Origin of the sequence: Paenibacillus sp. FSL M7-1046 (assembly GCF_038007405.1) — a bacterium.
GTDB lineage: Bacteria > Bacillota > Bacilli > Paenibacillales > Paenibacillaceae > Paenibacillus_AQ.
Genome location: NZ_JBBOXB010000001.1, coordinates 6913192 through 6932534 on the forward strand (window position 1 = coordinate 6913192; position 19343 = coordinate 6932534).

The 19343-nt window shown below is 50.5% G+C and carries 15 protein-coding genes and 1 pseudogene; 8 read left to right on the forward strand and 8 right to left on the reverse strand.

Annotated elements, in window-relative coordinates:
* Positions 1–413: 413 nt before the first annotated feature.
* The 3 genes from NYE29_RS30980 to NYE29_RS30990 all read right to left on the reverse strand — a co-directional run bounded on the left by NYE29_RS30980 (position 414) and on the right by NYE29_RS30990 (position 2592).
* Positions 414–1064 (reverse strand): YcnI family copper-binding membrane protein, encoded by a 651-nt coding sequence (locus NYE29_RS30980; protein ID WP_340898888.1) that lies wholly within the window; start codon positions 1062–1064, stop codon positions 414–416.
* Positions 1065–1132: 68 nt separating this feature from the next.
* Entirely contained in the window at positions 1133–1798 is a 666-nt protein-coding gene (locus tag NYE29_RS30985; protein WP_340898889.1) for a response regulator transcription factor, read from the reverse strand.
* Positions 1795–2592, reverse strand: coding sequence for a sensor histidine kinase (locus NYE29_RS30990; RefSeq protein ID WP_340899853.1), 798 nt, complete (start codon positions 2590–2592; stop codon positions 1795–1797). The genes NYE29_RS30985 and NYE29_RS30990 overlap by 4 nt, the downstream gene beginning before the upstream one ends.
* 271 nt (positions 2593–2863) lie before the next feature.
* On the opposite strand from NYE29_RS30990, the gene NYE29_RS30995 reads away from it, so the two are divergent.
* From NYE29_RS30995 to NYE29_RS31010, 4 genes are all read left to right on the forward strand, one after another.
* Positions 2864–3559, forward strand: coding sequence for a response regulator transcription factor (locus tag NYE29_RS30995; protein WP_038590252.1), 696 nt, complete (start codon positions 2864–2866; stop codon positions 3557–3559).
* A complete protein-coding gene (locus NYE29_RS31000) occupies positions 3552–4640 on the forward strand; it encodes a sensor histidine kinase (protein WP_340898891.1) in 1089 nt (362 codons plus the stop codon). Before NYE29_RS30995 ends, NYE29_RS31000 begins: the two co-directional genes overlap by 8 nt.
* A gap of 151 nt (positions 4641–4791) precedes the next feature.
* A complete protein-coding gene (locus NYE29_RS31005) occupies positions 4792–5658 on the forward strand; it encodes a M15 family metallopeptidase (RefSeq protein ID WP_340898892.1) in 867 nt (288 codons plus the stop codon).
* 38 nt (positions 5659–5696) lie between these two features.
* Entirely contained in the window at positions 5697–6194 is a 498-nt protein-coding gene (locus tag NYE29_RS31010) for a VanZ family protein (protein ID WP_340898894.1), read from the forward strand.
* Between the two features lie 40 nt (positions 6195–6234).
* Here the strand turns inward: NYE29_RS31010 and NYE29_RS31015 are convergent, their stop codons facing one another.
* Complete coding sequence (locus NYE29_RS31015; protein ID WP_340898895.1) at positions 6235–7230, reverse strand: hypothetical protein; 996 nt, start codon at positions 7228–7230, stop codon at positions 6235–6237.
* Between the two features lie 23 nt (positions 7231–7253).
* Entirely contained in the window at positions 7254–8174 is a 921-nt protein-coding gene (gene cysK / locus NYE29_RS31020; protein ID WP_340898896.1) for a cysteine synthase A, read from the reverse strand.
* Between the two features lie 37 nt (positions 8175–8211).
* Here cysK and NYE29_RS31025 point away from each other — a divergent pair, with 37 nt between their 5' ends.
* On the forward strand, positions 8212–8466 hold the full coding sequence (locus NYE29_RS31025) for a hypothetical protein (RefSeq protein WP_340898898.1): 255 nt from the start codon (positions 8212–8214) through the stop codon (positions 8464–8466).
* On the opposite strand, the gene NYE29_RS31030 is transcribed toward NYE29_RS31025, so the two are convergent.
* Positions 8456–12313 carry a galactose-binding domain-containing protein gene (locus NYE29_RS31030; protein ID WP_340898900.1) on the reverse strand — a complete coding sequence of 1286 codons (3858 nt, stop codon included), beginning with the start codon at positions 12311–12313 and terminating at the stop codon, positions 8456–8458. The two genes, NYE29_RS31025 and NYE29_RS31030, sit on opposite strands and share 11 nt — an antisense overlap.
* 649 nt (positions 12314–12962) lie before the next feature.
* Positions 12963–14657, reverse strand: coding sequence for a methyl-accepting chemotaxis protein (locus NYE29_RS31035; protein ID WP_340898901.1), 1695 nt, complete (start codon positions 14655–14657; stop codon positions 12963–12965).
* Positions 14658–15005: 348 nt separating this feature from the next.
* Here NYE29_RS31035 and NYE29_RS31040 point away from each other — a divergent pair, with 348 nt between their 5' ends.
* The 3 genes and pseudogenes from NYE29_RS31040 (at position 15006) to NYE29_RS31050 (ending at position 16597) form a co-directional block, all read left to right on the forward strand.
* The gene (locus NYE29_RS31040; RefSeq protein WP_256718172.1) at positions 15006–15230 is read left to right on the forward strand and encodes a hypothetical protein; all 225 of its coding nucleotides are present in this window, start codon (positions 15006–15008) and stop codon (positions 15228–15230) included.
* 51 nt (positions 15231–15281) lie between these two features.
* Positions 15282–16376: pseudogene (locus NYE29_RS31045) on the forward strand (alpha-galactosidase).
* Positions 16313–16597 carry a GH36 C-terminal domain-containing protein gene (locus NYE29_RS31050; protein ID WP_306080833.1) on the forward strand — a complete coding sequence of 95 codons (285 nt, stop codon included), beginning with the start codon at positions 16313–16315 and terminating at the stop codon, positions 16595–16597. The pseudogene NYE29_RS31045 and the gene NYE29_RS31050 overlap by 64 nt, the downstream one beginning before the upstream one ends.
* 295 nt (positions 16598–16892) lie before the next feature.
* Here NYE29_RS31050 and ltrA read toward each other — a convergent pair whose 3' ends face one another.
* Positions 16893–18710, reverse strand: a complete 1818-nt coding sequence (ltrA, locus tag NYE29_RS31055) for a group II intron reverse transcriptase/maturase (RefSeq protein ID WP_340898904.1) — start codon at positions 18708–18710, stop codon at positions 16893–16895.
* Positions 18711–19343: the final 633 nt, after the last annotated feature.

The window sequence follows — 19343 nt, forward strand, 5'->3', positions numbered from 1 at the left end:
CGGCTCTGCAAACCTCTCAAACATGTGTCCGCGCAGCCTAGCAACTAAATACTGGTGGAAGGCAACTTCCAGGCAAGTGGAGCCTCAGACGGGTGATCGTCTGAGGCTCTTTTGTTTTTAGAATATGTTAGCTGCCGTATGCCGTACACTTCAGATCTTATCCTGAATATTCAGCTGCAAGGGCACAGAGTGATGCGAAACGTTCTTTGGAAGGCATGTACTCTCTGTTATTTCAGACGGATGATGACTCGTGCCAAATTATAGGATTTCTACCGGCTTTGTCATACACACCAAAAAGCTCCGCGCCTTTGACAGAAAGTGTCAATGCGCGGAGCTTCTTTGCAACAGCATATTCCTTTGGAATTTTGACAGAAGCTACGTTCCACCTGCATTCCGTAAATGTCTGTCTTTCCTTATTCCTTACGCCCTCTTAACAAACTGATGGCAGCTAACAAAAAGGACAGCAATGATATCCCCAGAGCAATATAGAGCAGCGGTGAAGTACCTGAGGATTTATCGAGGTCCTCCACAATGGCTTTGTGCTCATCCATGCTCATGGAGTCATCCATGTCCGCCGATCCGTGGGAGTGACTGTCCCAGTTGCCGGAAGACTGCACAATCGAAGTAACGGAATGCGGCGTTTCCGAGCCTTCTTCACCGGACCACTGCACCAGACTGCCGTCAGCATAATGCTGATAGGCATTCCAGGCAATATCGCCTGCGGCATCCGGGTTCTTGGCCGTGAAGTAGAAACGCTGAAATTGTCCGGCCTGAATGCCTTCGCCGGTTGCGGTCCAGCTGACTTTATTGCCTTCGATGGTTACATTCCATCCGGGCGTTGCCTCATATTGCTTGAACTCCGCCCCCTCCGGGATGCGCAGATCCACCTGAACGGTAGCGATATCCTTCTCCGACGGCACTTTCAGTGTATAGGTCTCCCATGCACCGGTACTGGATTCTGCCGGAGCAATGGTCACATGTGCGCTGGCCACAGCCGCGAACAGCATAAGTGCTGCCACGGAAGGTGCGGCTAAAGTCATCAGTTTACGAAGTATTTTATTCATGTGTGTATATTTCCCCTCTTCTCAGTTTCTATGGTATCTGTCAGGTTCTCTCTTATTAGCCGTTATCACTATGGTTTCCTCGGAAAATCCCGCTCCCGCGAGGCCAGTCCCTGCTCCAGGGCATACCGTGTCAGCTGCGTACGGTTCTGGAGCTGCAGCTTTTGCAGGATGTTTTTCAGATGATTTTTGACCGTATGCTCGGAAATCCCGAGTTCAGCCGCAATCTCCTTGTTGGTGGAACCGGAGGAGACACAGCCCAGTATTTCCTTCTCCCGTGCCGTTAATGCTTCCCGCTCTTCCTTGACCGAAGTAACGGCAAACTCCTTCAGAATCTGAAAAGCCAGCTCCCGGCTCAGCGGGACCTCCTCACTGACAATTGCCAGCAAATATTCGATCCAGGTCGAAGGCGCCAGATTCTTCAGCAGATATCCCTGCGCCCCCTGCTTCAGCGCCTCGAACAGATAGGAGATTTCATCCGACACGGTCACGATGACGATTTTGACATAAGGGTATTCCAGCTTGATCCGCCGCGTCGTCTCCAGCCCGTCCATCCCCGGCATCTCAATGTCAATCAGGATCAGATCCGGCATCCACTGTGCGGTCCAGACCATGGCCTCGGCTCCGCTCGCCACTGCGCCAATGACCTCAAAACGCTCATCCATCGCCAGAATCTCGCACATCGCCTCACGCGCATGAGCATGATCGTCCACAACCAGTACCCGGCAGCAGTTCATTCGGCGTCTCCCCCTTTCGTTATTTCAACTAGGGTCCCGGCGGTATCCGATCCCAGCGATAATCGCCAGCCCATCCGCTCTGCCCTTTCTCTCATAATCTGCAGGCCATAACTTCCGCTCACTGCAAAAGGGTCCTCATGCGGGATACCTGCACCGTCATCCGTGACAGCTACTCTCCAACGCTCCCGGCCGCCTTGACCGGATATGGCTACTTTGCCCGCCCGTGTATGCTTGCGCACATTAATGATAGCTTCACGAATGCAGGACAGCAGCTCTGCCTTTTCAGCGGAAGTGAGTGCTTCGTCATCCAGACTCCAGTCCAGCGACACTTCTATCATCACTTCACTTGCCATCTGCGCCAGCTGCTCCTTAACGGACTGCTCCAGGGTGAAGTTCTGCACAACGCTGACTGGAACCTTCAGGTTCGCAATGGCCTGGCGTACATAAGAATTGACCTCATGCACTGTTTTTTTAATCTGCTCAACGCTTTCTCCGCTCACCTCACCATTCCTGCGGTTCTGCTCCAGACGCTCAATCCGCACGGACAACAGAAACAGCGACTGCGCCATCCCGTCATGCAGCTCTTTGGCCAGACCCTCACGGGCTTCCATGGCCGTTTTGACCGCCCGTTCCTGCTCCAGCTCCCGCTGGTTCCGTTCCAATAACGAGAACAGCGGCAGCAGCAGCACGAAGCTGAACAGGAATACAAGCACAGGCGTCAGATAATTTCCCATGTCCATAGAGATATAAGGCATCAGAAACTGGTGGCGCACAATCTCCCAAATGCCGACCATCACTGTCGGAAGCAGCAGAATAAGCAGCTTGATTCTCGTATACGTTGCTGTCCCCTCCCAAATCTTAATGTATAGAATAGCATTCCCAAGGTAGCGCCGGCATGACTCTTTCGGGCTATACCCTCTTTAAAATGTTACAAATATAAGTATTTAAAATATAAACATTACCGAAAATCGCCGCTCGCGAAAGCTAAACCGATAAGGTAAACTAGGAGCAAAGCGTTAATCGAAGTCCACATTACATGTTAACTTATACAGGAGCGAAAATGAAATGAAACGAATTACGATTCTAATCGCCGATGACGATGCCGAGATCGCCGGACTGGTTGCCTTGCACCTGGAAAAAGAGGGCTACCATCTGATCAAAGTATCTGACGGACGAGCCGCCGTGCAGGCGGTCCAGACCCACTCCATTGATTTAGCAATTCTGGATATTATGATGCCCGGCCTGGACGGGCATGAAGTCACCCGGCAGATCCGCGAGCAGCACCAGATGCCGATCATCTTCCTGAGTGCCAAAACCTCGGACCTGGACAAGATCACCGGCCTTGTAATCGGAGCCGATGACTATATGACCAAGCCGTTTAATCCCATGGAGCTGGTCGCCAGAGTGAACGCGCAGCTGCGCCGTTCCATGCAGCTGAGCCGGCCGGTCTCCGGCAGCAAGGCTGTGCTCGAAGCGGGCGGCTTGATTGTTGATCCTGACTGCCGCACCGTGACGTTATACGGGAACAACATCGAGCTGACACCCAAAGAATTCGATATCCTATACCTTATGGCCAGCTACCCCAAGAAGGTCTTCAGTGCCGAGCAGCTTTTTCAGCAGGTGTGGGGTGAAGCCTATTTTGAGAGCGGGAACACAGTGATGGTGCATATCCGTACCCTGCGCAAAAAGCTTGGCGAAGATCAAAACAAAAATAAATGGATCAAAACCATTTGGGGAGTAGGTTATACATTCAATGGCTAAAATGATCCGCAGCTTCCGCTTTAAAATGATCTTGATGCTGATAATGAGCATGTTTTGTTCGGGTGTCCTTACCTTTGCGCTGTATAAAGTGCTTCAGCTTTATTACCAATCAGAGGTTAAGCTGGAGGACAAGCTGGCCCGGTTCCGGTATATGATCGGCAGCGTCGGCGATCTCAATTTCTTTCTGATCTTATTTATTCCGCTGGCCATCCTCTTTTTCTTCCTCTTTACCAAACCCTATGCCACCTATTTCCGGGAGATTTCAAAGCATATTCATTTGCTGGCAAACGGTGATTTCAAAAGCAGGCTCAATCTCTCATCGAATGACGAGTTCGACGATATTGCCGCAGACCTGAATCTGGCGAGTGAAATGCTGCAGAAAGCGGTGGAACGGGGAGATTTTGCCGAAAACAGCAAGGACAAGCTGGTCTTGAATTTGGCCCATGATCTGCGTACTCCGCTGACCTCTGTACTGGGTTATCTGGATCTCGTGTTGAAGGAAGGTCAGCTCTCTGCAGATCAGATCAAACATTATACGACCATCGCCTATACCAAATCCCAGAGGCTTGAAAAGCTCATTGATGAGCTGTTTGAAATCACCAGAATGAACTATGGCATGCTTAGCATCAACAAAAGGCCGCTTGATCTAAGCGAACTGCTGAGCCAATTAAATGAGGAATTATATCCTGTCCTTGAGAGCAATGGACTGACAGCCCGCCTGAACACCCCTCCCCGGATCGAGATCGAGGGCGACGGCGAGCTGCTGGCACGCGTATTCGAGAATCTGCTGACCAATGCCGCCCGGTACGGCAAAGACGGCAAATATGTGGATATCAGCTGCAGTCCACAGGCGGAGGATATCGTCATTCAGGTGATCAATTATGGCGGCAGCATCCCTGCAGAACAACTGCCCCATCTATTCGATATGTTCTATACCGGAGACCGGGCCCGCAGCCACCAAGAAGGCGGAACTGGACTCGGCCTGTTCATTGCCAAAAATATCGTCGAACAGCATGGCGGCAGCATCTCAGCGCAAAGTGACATCATCCGCACCCTCTTTGAGGTTCGGCTGCCACGGTAGCTGTAACCTTTTCGTTACACGGATTTCAACATGCTTATTATCCGTTTCAGCATTAAATTAGTATATATTTAAGAAAAACTTTATTTTTACCCCACTTCTTTTTAAACGCTCTCTCTTATCCTTAAAGAATGAACACAAGGAGGAGACAGAAATGAAAAAAAAGAAGTGGGTTTTTTGGCTTGTCATCCTGATGCTGCTGGGCTATGAAGCTGTCCACAAGGAAGCGGAAATCACAGGAAATGATCTTACGGACAAGAGGTCCAAAGTGATCACAGCGGGTCCCGGCCGAACTGATATTACAGTTATTTCCACAAAACAGATTTACCAGGGAAACCTGTTACTCGTCAACAAGAAATATCCAGTACATAAATCAGGAGTTACAAAGGACATCGTCAACCTGTTTGAGCATCAGGAGCTGGTGCAAGGATATGGGCTGCTGGACAACACGATAATGCTGTCACAAAGCGTGGTGCAGCGTTTCTCGGAAATGGTTGAAGCGGCGGCTGCCGACGGTGTTTCGAATTTTTTGATCAGCAGCGGATACCGGGATACGGAAGAGCAAAAGCGGCTTTATGAGGAAAAAGGTGCCGAATATGCGCTGCCGGCAGGCCACAGTGAGCATAATCTTGGCTTGTCGCTGGATATCGGATCTACACAAACGGCGATGAACAGCGCACCTGAAGGAAAATGGCTCCAGAAGAATGCCTGGAAATACGGATTTATTTTACGCTACCCGGGTGACAAGACGGCCATTACCGGCATTCAGTATGAACCCTGGCATTTCCGTTATGTCGGTTTGCCGCACAGCAGAATTATGCAGGACAACAATTTCACACTGGAAGAGTATCTCGAATTCATCAAGGAGCAGCAGACCTATTCGGCAACGGTGGATGGAGAGCCATACCAGGTTTCGTATCATTCCGTTACCGGCAACACACCGATCCCGGTGCCGGCTGACCGCCGTTTTGAGCTGTCTGGCGACAATATGGACGGGGTCATTTTGACCGTGTTCCCCTGACGAGCATGGGAGTAATCAATAGAAAGTGAGGAGAAGAAATGAAGCGTACACAAGCTACGAGAGAGATTGCAGTGCAGATCTTATTCGCCTTGTATATCTATGCATTGTTCAAAATCATTTTATTTAAGTTCAGCTCCATAAATTTCATCTTTCTCTGGGAACAATTACAACACAGAGCGCACAACATCGACCGTGCGATGCAATGGGGCAATTTCATCCCGCTGGCCACCATATCGAACACACTCGATAACCTGACAAGTCACACACTGCTCAATCTGGGCGGAAATATCGCTTTATTCCTGCCGTATGGCATGTTCCTTATGCTCCAGTCGAGCGGCCGGAGAATTTCATTATTGCATGTGTTAATTCGCTCCCTGGGTTTAAGTCTGCTATTGGAGTGTGCACAGGCTATCCTCTCTATCGGTACCTTTGATGTCGACGACCTCATTTTGAATACCCTTGGAGGAGTGATCGGCTATAGTATGCTTCGACTGTTCGCGCACAAGAAAAAGGTCCAGCCCGCCACAGAATCATGACGGCTGGACTTTGTGTAACACAGATACGCATTTACAGCAGCTACAAAGGCGAGGTATAACGGCCGTACTGGATATCCAGCTCTTTGAAGGTATCCCCTTCCTGGGACAGGAAAAAGGAGTTAATCCACTCTGCGCCCCACCAATTCAGCCCGAGCAGCAGTCCATCTGTAGTCTCGGCAGCAAATAACAACGAGAACATCTCCGGCAGGATCTCACCGCCGTCATCTACACGCCATACCGAATATTCATCTTCCTGAACAACGGCGGGATAATCCATGAACTTGAGCTTCCCGCCATCCTCTACAACAAGACTGAACAGCATGTTCTTGTTCTGTCTCACGAATTGCATCAGGTACAGGCCACGGTCCGGCGGCAAATCCGCCAGCTTCCAGACGGCCTTGATTTCCCGCTGTTTAGACGCAGAAATGCTCTTTCGCAGAGGATCATCAGCGGTGAGCTGTTCACTTCCTTCTGCTGCCGGCTGAATTTCAAGCAGCGACTTGAGCTTAAACTCAGCGGAATCGGCCAAATAGTAGGTTTCATCCGGGGCTGCGCCGCCTTCATCTACCGTATAGACAACCCCCTGCAGATTGGCAAAATCATTCGCCGACTCCCGGCCGTTACTGTTCTCGCTCCCAGACTGCCATTTCTCGAACGTTAACGTGAGAATTTGGCCGTTATTGCCGACAGCCGTGTTCAGGGATTTCATCTGTTCCATCTCACTGTCATCTTCCCGGGTCATAAGGATATGCTTCCCTTCTGCATCGGCAAACCCGAAAGTGGGATGCAGCCTGGCAGTCTCCGTGTATTCCTTCGATGCTGAAGCCAAGGCCGGAGGGTTCGTAGTTGTTCCACCATCGGTTCCCTTGACCGGCGGTGCACTGGCTTCATCCGTAACCGCCGGAGACGGCGTTGCGCTTGCTACTACGTCAGTCGGCGATGAAGGGGACGTTGTCCCTTCCTCTGTAGCCGCATTTTGCGCAGAACATCCTGTCAGCAGCACGCAAGTAATCACTATACCCCGAAAAAGCTTCATTCTACATGTCCCCCAGAGAAGTATTAGAATATCCCCATGCTCAGGTAACGCTCACCGGTATCCGGAGCAATGCAGAGGACACGCTTGCCGCTTCCCAGACGCCGCGCTTCCTGTAGCGCAGTCCACACCGCTGCCCCGCCGGAAGGGCCAATCAATATCCCCTCCGTGCTGGCCAGCGCTCTGACTGTTTCCAGCGCATCCTCGTCGGACACTTGGACGATTTCATCATATACATCCGTGTTCAGGATGGCGGGGACAAATCCCGGGCTGGTTCCGACCAGCTTATGCGGGCCGGGCTTGCCGCCCGAAAGCACCGGTGAGCCTTGCGGCTCCACCACAACAATCTTGATGCCGGGCAGCTCCCGGCGCAGCACCTCGCCGGTTCCGGTAATCGTGCCTCCGGTTCCGGAGGTGGCGACGAACACATCGAGCCTGCCGTCCATCTGAGCAACAATTTCCGGTGCCGTTGTCGTGCGGTGGATGTCCGGATTGGCTTTATTCTCAAACTGCTGGGGAATGAAGCTGTCCGCGATTTCTGCGCCAAGCTCCAGCGCCTTAGCAATTGCGCCCGGCATCCGCTCCGCCGCCGGAGTCAGCACCACTTCAGCACCATATGCCTTCAGAATATTAATCCGTTCCTTTGTCATATTGTCCGGCATGACCAGTATGGCCTTATAGCCCTTCGCCGCTGCGTTCATCGCCAGCCCGATGCCGGTATTTCCGCTCGTCGGCTCGATAATGGTTCCGCCGGGTTTCAGCAAGCCGCCAAGCTCAGCCTGCCGGATCAGATTATACGCGGCCCGGTCTTTCACGCTGCCGCTGGGGTTGAACATTTCCAGCTTCACATACACTTCCGCATCTTCCGGTCCGGTCAGGCGGTTCAACCGCAGGGCTGGCGTATCGCCGATCAGTTCCGTAATATTATTGACTACCAGGGGTGTCATAGTAAATCCTCCTAACAGTTTTGTGAGCGCTGCATCCATGAGTGTTCTTCGTATAAACTGGCATCGGAAGCATGGGCTTTACTCCATATACTTTGTAACACCCATTGTAGGCTATGGCCCGGCACTTGTCGATTGCCGGGAATCCGGGCTGCTCATGCCGCTTCTTTATTCCGCGGCAAAAGGCCGCCCCCCTGTGTCGGCGGGAGGCGGCCCTGCTGTGAAACGGGCACTGCTAATGAAAGCACAGCACTCCGTTTCTATGGGTCTGTTCAGCTGGCTGTCTAAGGATTAACTTTGATCGTAAAGGTGGACGTATTATTTTTAATAGGAGTGACTGTATTGGTAATCTTCAAGTTGTTGAAGACTACCGAACCCATTGCCGGGCCTTGACCGGCTTCCGCCGATTCATTGGCCCAAATGCCCACTCCCGACTTGGCATCAAATGCGTCCCCGCTCTTCTGCGCACCGGAAATCGTAATATTGGAGAAGATTGTATCCGCGACAGGGAACTGCGATGAAGTGCCCACATAGTTGGTCTGAAACATAATGCCGTGGTAAGTCGGATCGATAATGTCCACATCACTGACCCGGATGCCCTGGAACACCTTCGATGCCGAGAATACCCAGATGGCCGGGAAGGTCTGGCTGCCCCAGAAGTGTCCGCCTGCACGGACAATCGAGATATTCTGGAAGTTCGTCGGCGGTGAAGCGCCAAATCCGTTCATCGGATAGCCGAAGTCCAGTGAGCTGATGGTAATCCCGGAATAACATAACGTGTCGGCGATATAAATGTTGCGGAAGGTATTGGCATAACCGCCATAGACCGCCACACCGGCTGCGCGCCAGGTCAGGATTGAGGTCAGATTCTCATAGACATTGTCCTTCATGTCCGAACCGCCGGAATCAATCGCCGAGAACAGTGCAAAGCTGTCATCTCCAGTGGCACGCGCTTCATTGTTGGATACGAGATTGTTGGTGCTTCCGTTTGTCATATTAATACCGTCGGCAAAGGTATTGCGGATACGCGAGTTTTTGATCACCATGTAGTCGGTATTCGCACCCCAGAACATACATACCTGATGCTCGGTCCAGATGTTGTCAATCGTAATGTTCGACACACTGGAGAAATCGAACACTTTACCGGGTCCGTCGATCCGCGAAGTATAATTGCCGAAATAAGCGAAGCCCGAGAAGGTCGATCCATTGGCGGAATCGGTGGCTCTGAATCCGACATCCGTATTGGACTGGCTGACTGGAGCATAAAACCGGGTGTACCACGGTCCTGCACCGACGATCTTCACGGCTTTGCCGTAGACCTGGAACTTGCTTGAGGTCTCGTAAGTTCCGGCAGGCAGATATACCCCCACAAGGTTGCCGGTGTTATCCATACGGACTTTATCCAGCGCATTCTGCACATCCTGATGGCTGAAACCGGCAGGAACCGCATATTTAGCCGGGTCCGGATTGGCTATTGGCGACACCTGCTCCAGACTGATAAAGTCGATGGCATACTTCGAGGTGTTTGCCGCATCCTTTTGCAGCCTGATCGTGCTTCCTGCCGGAATAGTGCTGTCGAACATAACGTTCGCTTCATCATAGATATGGCGCGGGGAACCGGAGCCCGGGGAGTTGCCGGGACTGGTTTCCGGGCCGTACAACCAGGCGTATTTGGAGGTCAGGCTGATCGCCTTGTTGAACACTCCATTGACGTAAATGTTCAGTGTGGCATTGGTTCCGTCACCGCTGGCCGAATCCGGAATGGAGAACCGGGTAACCAGCGTATTGGTGCTGGCCTTTGTGGTGAATTCCACATAGCTGCCGGTCGTGTTCAGCGTTACCGCCCTCCGGCCCGAAGCTTCACCGGCCAGATCACCGATGGTGCGGTTCGGGGCAAGCTTAACAGCTCCGCCGCCGACAACGCCATCCTCGGCCTCATACATGTCGTAAGGCATGTTCGCCCCGCGGCCGACAAACAGCGGCTGGGTCTGAATATTGTTGGCCCGTTTCACCGGAAGCTCATTGGTATCCACGGCAATTTCGCTCTTCACCGTGTATTTGCCGTTCGCCGCAGTCCATGTGCCCAAAGTGACCGGAGCTGTTGTGGCACCGCTGGCGATTACTCCGTTGTAGGAGCCGGTTAAGGTTTTGACCACGGCATTGGTGGTGGCATCAGTCACCGTCAGCGTTATGTTATGCGCACCGCCGGCGGAAGCTGCTGTCCCTTGGTTTTTGATGGCAACCGAGAAGGTTACGGCATTGCCTCCGGCCGGATTTCCCGGGGTCCAGCTTACCGGGGAAGCGAGCAAATCGGAGCTTGATACAGGTGTAACAGTAAGAGAAGACGGATGGGTGTAATTGTTGTTGCCTTCATTCAGTTCAATAACAGTGTTGCTCTCATCCACCTTGGCGCCCAGTGCATAGGTGGCCGCATCTTGGGCACCGATGTTAAGCGAGACATTGGCTGAGGCTCCTGCAGCAAGTGCCCCTACCGGAGTCGTCCCTACCTTGGTCGTACCCAGATAAAAGCTGACCTTTGTCGCTGTGGATGCTGCGGTTCCTGCATTTTTAATGGCTGCGGTTAAGGTCATGGCATCCGTTTCCACCGGAGCAGAAGGGCTCCAGGACATTGCCGTCACCGTCAGATCAGGATTCGCTGCCGGTGTGCCGGTAATTTGAAATTCTGCAACCTGGCCGGCATTTGAACCGGAGTTGGTGGTGAACTTCAGTTGAAGCTCACTGGCCGTTGCCGTAACCGGAATGGTCACTGAATTGCCGCTGGCCGGATTAAAGATATACAGGGTAGCCGGAACGAGACTTGTAAAGGTGGAGGTTGCCTGATTGTGTCCCAATACCTCAATTGTTTGGGTACGGGTTGCCCAGGCCGCCGCCGGATTCAGCTTCACGACAACAGAAGTAATGCTGGCATTGGCCCCAAGATTGACCGTCAGCGTATTCGGATAGCTGGCAGCCCCGCCCTCCCAGTACGTGGTGACATCGCCGTCATTCGCATGGCCAGGAACAAACGTAAATATGGATGAGGAAGCATTAATGGTTTTGCCGATGGCCAGATTCGATCCTGGACCTGTGCTTGGGGTAGCTGTAGGTGAAACCGTTGGTGTGGCTGTAGGCGTTGGTGAGGGTGTTGCTGTTGGGATTGCTGTTGGGATTGCTGTTGGGATTGCTGTCGGTGTGGTTGTTGGTGTCGCCGTAGGTGTGGCCGCCGGAGTAAGAACCAGATGATCCATATTAACATTGCCGGTATCTCCGGAATCGTATTTATAGGAAATCGTGTTGTTGCCGGCAGCCAAAGTTAATATTTCATCTTGTGTGGACCAAGTGTCCCAGTTCGCCAGATTGGGAAACGAGGTCTGCTTAACCTTTGTTCCGTTCACGTAGACACTTAATGTTCTGGTGCTGCCTGAAGCATTGGCATACCTCAGCGAAACATTGTAGCTGCCTGCAGTGGCTGCAGTAACCGTAAAGGCTGTGGTTGCACCTTGTCCGAGATATCCGTCCACAAATGCCGAGCCTGTATAGCCGGCATGGTCGGTGTTCGTCTTGGCTCCACCGGATAATGCGGCAGCTTCCGCTTCATAAGTGCCGGTTGGCGTTGGGGTCGTCCCATAGACCTCAATCTCGGATACCTGTGCTGCCTGCCAACCCGTATTTGCAGTAAAGTTTAATTTGATGTATCTGGCGTTTGCTGCTGTAAAATTAATAGTTACCGTGTTGGATCCGCTTGACGGATTAAACGTATAACTCGCCGATGCCGCAAGGTTGCTGTACGCAGAATCATTCGTGCTGCCTTGAACTGCTAACGTCTGCGTTCTTGCCTCCCAGGCAACAGGCAGCTTCAGTACCACCTGGTTCACATTGTTGCTTGTGCCCAAATCTATCTTTAACCATTGCGGAAAAGCATTGCTTGCACTTTCCCAATACGTCCCTTGATTGCCGTCATTGGCATTCGCCGCCACATAAACGTCGCCGACCGAGCTTGCGGTAATTGTTTTGCCCTGCGCCAGATTGGCCGCCGCAGAGCTTACAGCCGGAAACAGCGCCAATTGGCCTACAAACAACGCAACAATCAAACCATAGATGAGGAATGTTTTCCTGACAGATGCCTTGTTTCCTGTTAACATATACGAGCCACCTTCCATAATGTTATGGATCATGTTAAAGAAAGCGCATTCACAAACAATTTGTTTCCTCCTTCACCTCCTTGATTAAAGGCTGCCCTCCTGCCCGCACTAATCCAATTTCAATTAGCCAGCTGCAGCGTCTCCCAATGCTGTACATCCACAACAAAAAGCACGATCTACTCCTTGCGCAAACATGCAGAACTACTAGCCGCAATCGCAAGATACACTGACCGAACTCGGAGACTGACTATTAACTAACTAATTATGGTAATAATATAAGATATAACTAGATTTTAACCAATGGCCGTTTCTATGCTTAGTATGTGCAATATTACGTTCTATGATTTTTTTCGCAGCATTTCTAACAGACTTAGACTGGTAGTGCGAATGTGTGGACTCCATCCCGACATTAATTGTTATTCTGTTCTATCCGGCCAAAATGTGTGGATAGCACACTTGTAATCATTTCTCGTTCTTTAAGAGGTAGCTGATCCATTCATATATAGCAGTATATAAAAAAGCGACCCCGCCGTTATCCGGTAGGGTCAAGGTCTATTGTATGGGGGTCATGTGATGAATATACCGCCTGAAGCTTAAAACCAAATGAAATGAAGGTAAAGATTTGCTGAAGAGCGTATTTCCAGTCAAGCTACACATTAAACCTTGCCACCAACCCCTGCAGGCCTTGCGCCAATATGTTCAGCGCACCTGCCGAGGAAGCGATTTGTTCTACCGATGCCATCTGCTCCTGTGAAGCTGCCGACACCTGCTGCGTATTCGCAGCCGTGGTTTCCGATATTTGCGTGACGGTGCGGATCGACTCCACAATCTCTTCGGTAGCCGCCGTGATTTCCTCGACCGCTCCTGACACCTCCTGAACCTGTCCGGCCAGAGAATCGATCGAAATGCGGATCTCCCCGAAGGAATGTCCTGCATTTTCAATGATTTCCGTACCGTCCTGCACCTCGGCAATGCTGCTCTTCATCACCAGGACCGCATCATCGGCATCGGACTGAATCCCTGCCGCCATCTCGGCAATAAGATTGGCCGATTCTCCGGATTGCTCGGCCAGCTTGCGCACCTGATCGGCAACAACGGCGAACCCTCTGCCCTGTTCCCCGGCACGCGCCGCTTCAATTGTTGCGTTCAGCGCCAGCATATTGGTCTGCGAGGCGATGCCTTGGATGACCCCTACGATGCTGCCAATCTCCTGGGAGCGTTTAGCAAAACCAAGCACCTGCTCGGACAACGACCCAATCGACTGGTTAATCGAAGCCATCTGGCGGACGGCAGCCTGCAGCGACTTATCTCCTGCCACGGCGAATTCATTAGAGCGCAGTGATGCATCGGAAATATCCTGCACACTTGCGGCGATCTGCTGGATGCCGGCCGACATTTCAACAATCGTCGTCATGTTGGTCTGCAGATCATTCATTTGTCTCTCCGAACCGGAAGCAACCGTACCCATAATGCCGGCGATCCGTTCCGTGGCCTCGGCTGTCAGCCCGCTGTCGGAGGTAAGCTTGACGGAAGAAGCCGCCAGACCATCCGCAGATTGGCTCACCTGTCCGATGATCAGCCCGAGATTATCCGTCATTTTATTGAAAGCAAGTGCCAGATCACCGATCTCGTCCTTGGTCCGGACTGTCAGCTTGCGGGTCAGGTCGGCATCTCCTTCGGCAATCTCCTGCAGTTGTTTATTTACATCACGGATCGGTTTAATAATCTTGCCGGACAGCAGCAGTGCGATGAAAATAGCCAGCAGAACCGACAAGCCCGTCACGCCAAAGCTGATGCCCATGGCCGAGCTGCGGTGCTCTGCGGACTGACTTTGCGCATGCTGGATCTCCTCATTCAGCGTATTCTCGAAGACCAGCTGCGAATCAATAATCGTATCCAGCGAAAGATTCGTGAACTTCTTTTGCGCATTCGGGAAATTTCCTTCCTTGGCTAAAGCGAAAGCATTTTCCAGCACGGTCAAATAGTTACTCCATTCACTCTCGAGACTCATAATCCCGGCAAGCTCCGCTTCATTAAGGCCCGCATTCGTAAGCACGGTTATCGCCTCGGTAATCTCCGGAACCATTGCCTCATAAGCGGTCAGATAGGTGGTTCTTTCCTCATCTGTATTACTCATCACATATCTGGCGCCGAGCCCGTCCGCTGTGCGGATCTTGTCCGTCAGCTGCTGAACGAGCGTCAGCTTGCTGTAATTGCGGTTAATCTGCTCGGTGAGCATGGTAACCTTGCCTTGAAACAAGGTATTTCCGGCGATTGCGGCGATGAATACGAGAATGACCACTGCGAAGCCAAGTAGTATTTTTGCGCGAATTTTTGTAAACATAGGTATTTCCTCCATATCCGTATGTATTCTTTGCTGATGCAACCACACTAAATCTGTTATGTAACCAGCAGCTCGGGGCCGCCTCTTCCTATGTACTGCTAAACATTTCCTCTGCCCTTATCCTATCTCCCCAGCCTTAAGCTGACCTGAGATTGAACTGAATGTTCGCTTAAAGTGCGGAGGTGGTTGGATTTTGCGATTCAGCCGCATAGCAAAGAAACGGACACCTCCGCGATAGGTAATAAATGTCCACCTATCCCAACTATCCGCTACCGTTTTACAGAAATGAATCTGCTATATTTTAAAAGGGAAAGCGTTCTCTGAAATACGCAGAAAGAAGGAAGAACCATGAGCGATGAAAGCCATACGAACATGAATTCCACCATGTTGACTTCCACTGTGGCGATTTTTATCGATCAGAAAATCAATCGTCATATTTTTGGAATTGAAATTGCTCCAGGATCAGTGGGAACCATTGATACCATTTTCGGCTTGGCCTTGTCCCCCGTCTTTGTCTGCTGTGGACCAAAACACGCGCAACCCATATTCGCACCACTTATAAATACGGATTAGGTATATTGTTCTCTGCTTGCAGCTTGGGCTTGCTGACAAGGCTTGAACAGGATGAGCCAAGTGTTCCACGAGCTGTATCAAACACGGTTGGTCCGAGGCTTCTGGAGGGACAGGGAGCGCCCCATGCTAATCAATAACTAGGAAGCCACCTACATGAATTTTGATGAGGACAAAATACTTAGACTTGCCCGCTCGGCCACCGAGCTTGGAATCGAATTGTTTGTTCTGGATGATGGCTGGTTTGACGAACGTAATACAGACACAACCTCTCTCGGGGACTGGTACCCCAACAAGACCAAGCTGCCCAACGGCATCTCCGGCCTTGCCTCAAAGATTACTGCAATGGGGCTGAAATTCGGCCTTTGGTTTGAACCGGAAATGATCAGCAAAGCGAGCAAACTTTATGAGAAGCACCCGGACTGGTTATTATCCGTCCCCTACCGTACGGTGAGTCCGGGTCGAAATCAATATGTCCTGGACTTGACGAAGGCTGAGGTCATTGATTACTTGGATCAGACCCTCAGCAATCTGTTAGCCCACTCTGATATCTCCTATGTGAAATGGGATATGAACCGCTCTATGTCAGAAGTGTTTTCCCAAGGAAGGGAATGTGATTTTTAAGGAAAGGGTTACCATCAATACATCCTGGGGATATATGAATTGCACGAACGGGTAAGCAGTAAATTTCCTGAGGTCTTGTTCGAGTCATGCGCCAGCGGTGGCGGACGATTTGATCCGGGGATGTTATTTTACTCGCCGCAGGGATGGATTTCCGATAATACAGACGCCGTCGAACGGTTAAAAATACAATACAGCACGTCCATGGTATACCCGCTCAGCAGCATGGGGTCCCATGTTTCCGCGGTACCCAATCACCAGACATCCCGCAGCGTTTCCCTGAATACCCGAGGCAGTGTCGCCTATTTTGGCACCTTTGGCTATGAGCTCGATATCAGCCTACTGTCTGATGAAGAAAAAGCGACCGTTCAGGAACAAATCACCTTTATGAAAAAGTACCGTGGTCTCATGACGCGGGGGACGTTTTATCGGCCAGTCCCTTCCAGGGTAATGAAACAGCATGGATGGTCCGATCCAGAGACAGAAGCCAGGCGATCGTCGGCTATTACCGCATTCTTACGAAGGTAAATGACGGCTATCGGGGATTGAAGCTTGCCGGACTGGAACCTCATAAAAAATATCGCATCGCCCATTTGGGCGAATACGGCTATTTGGGTGAATACGACTATTTCGGGGATGAATTGATGGAGATCGGCATTGTTTTAAATGACCATACATCTGGTGATTACCATTCCAAGGTGCCAAGAGGCGATTTTCTGTCTCGCATTTTTATTTTGGAGGCAGACTAGAAGCAACCCGCTTCTGCAATAAGGAGGTCCGGTAAACCAATGAAATGGTTTACCGGACCTCCTATATATTATCCATATACATGTCCGAAGTATTAGACTGACTCCAATATAAAACCAGCGGCAGTCTTGTTCTGGAAATAAAATCCTGAACTACCTCTGGTTTATTAATCTAATGGTTGCAATAGGTAAGCGTTTGATATAATCTCCGGCTTTTCCCCTGCGCCACACCGGACGTGCCAGTTTCCCGGCATCCGGCGTTCCATCTAATGAAAGCTACTTGATCATTGGTTCCCCGTTACTCTAGGTTCTGGAAAAAAAAACTGATCGGTTCCAATCCGCATTTAGTGCGGTATTGGTTGATCAGGCTCTGCATGGATTCAGTTATTCCAAGCTTAGCCATGAGCCCGTCAATTGTCTGCTTGCATGTAGAATGGATTAACCGATGAACCTCCTTTTGGAGGATACGAAGATTAGAGAATTTATCGTTGCCGCCCAGATGAAGCGGTACAAAATGATGGCAGTGAACATCTGCCGCAGAAAGATACATGCCTGTAACTTCGCATTTCCCCATTTTCATACTGTAGCGACTGATTCGGTTATCCATGTACTCTACACTTCGACTTGGGATATGGGATTTCATTAATGAAGCAATTTCGTGTTGCAAATCTGACCGTAGCTTTTGGTGGATTTGCTCTCTTCCTTCTGCTGTATAAAGGGTCAGCTGTTGACTGAAGCTCATGGTATTTCTTGTCTTCACATCAGCAAGAGGATATAAATACACGTTTGCCAATTTAAATGTCCTGAAGCCGCGACTGTAGAATTTCTTGTACGTTGGCGGCGGGTTTTCAGGGTGTTCGTATTTCCCAATCTGTTTGAGACGATTGAACATGAAGGCACGTAGATCGTAGGCAAGACGTGAGAACTCGGGGTTGACGTGGGTTGCCCATTTGAAATAGTTATGAATCCCTAGAACAAAGCTATTGAACAGCAGTGCATTCTGTGCGGTTGGGGAAGCTCTAAGTTTCTTGATGCGCGCTTTGGCTTCTTCTTTGATCTTCCGCTTGTTTTTGGCTTTAATGCCGGTATGCGCCACTCGTTTGTTGCCCTTTTTAGTCGCACGGATGGTGAAACCGAGGAATTCGGACTCCCGTTTGCGCAGATTCACAATCTGCGATTTCTCCGGGGAGATGTCCAGTTTCAGGCGTTCCTTCAGGTACAGTTTAACAGCATGATACCACTTGTGGGCAGTTCTCCAGTCTCGGCAGAGAACTTTGAAGTCGTCCGCATAGCGGACAATGTATCCTTCTTTCAGAGTAGATCGCTTTTTCGCGTACAATTCTCCTGTTCTCGTCTTGTATGACTCGTTCATGGGAAACAGTTCCCACTGCCCAGCAATCCATTGATCCAGATCGTTCAAGACAATATTGGATAGAAGAGGAGAGAGGATTCCGCCTTGTGGAACTCCTTTGAAAGGTACACCTTCTCCATCAATTTCTGCCTTTAGCATCTTCGAGATGCATGCTAATGTTCGCCTGTCCTGAATGCCAAGGTTCCATAGCTGCTTGATCAGCAATCCGTGATTTACATTGTCAAAGAAGCCTTGAATATCGATGTCGACAACATAGTGGAGTTGCGAATGATTCACTAGAAATTGCACTCTAGCCATAGCATGGTGAGTTGACCGCAACGGTCTGAAACCATAGCTATGGTTATAAAAGTGAGCTTCCGCGATTGGCTCAAGCACCTGCTTAAAGCACTGCTGAATGATACGGTCCAAAATACACGGAATTCCGAGAGGTCTCCATTTGCCGTTATCCTTTTCAATGCGCTTCCGTCTGACTTTGTTGGGGCGGTAGTTCTTTAACTTGTATTGGATATCAAGGACTAGTTCGTCTTCGGATAGCTTTTGGATATCCGTAATGGTTTTCCCATCGGTTCCAGGTGTCCGCGATCCTTTATTCGATTTCATCATTCGATAGGCGAGGAGGATGTTTTTTCTGGATGTGATGATGTCGTAGAGTTGCGGGAAAACTTCCTTTTTCGAGGCACTATCGTATAACGCTGTGAATGTGTCCGTCATGCCGTAGTAATCCCAGTATCGAAGAGCTTGCACTGTGGCATCCCTCCTTGTAGAGGTGATGTTCCCACGTTCCTACCCGATCGGTGCAATTCACGTTGGAGAATGATCGTTCTTTCCATTAGACTTGGGGCTGTTCCTCCACTCCCATTACAGAAGATTCATCAGTCGTGCCCCTGCCCTCACAAGGCTTAATGCATTTCGGCATGTGCCTTATTGCAACCGTCTTGGGTAACAGCCCTTGTTGCGACGTGCCTTGCTTTCCAAGTCCCTTACAACCTAGCTATCCATTCAGGACGTAGGTGCTTCCTCTAAGCCTGTGAGCTGGAAGCTGCCATTGTTCAGCATAGCGTATTTCATAGGGAAAATTATTACTTTACGCCACTCACACCATCGCTTGATGGCCCGCATGTTTCCATACGTTCTAACTTTAGACCCGTACATTCGGAAGTTCGTCAGTTCAAAAAAAAAGAATGAACATTCTCACCATATCCAGTTTTTCAGCCGCGCGGCATATCCATTGGCATACCTTTCCGTGAGGAGGCTTCAGCCTCTGTTCTGCCGACTCCACCTGTACTTCACACCCCATGCTCTGTCAGGCATGATGCATGCAGGAGTATTGGCGGGATGGTTTCGGGAAACATGGTTCCGTCATTCCCATCCTCGGTT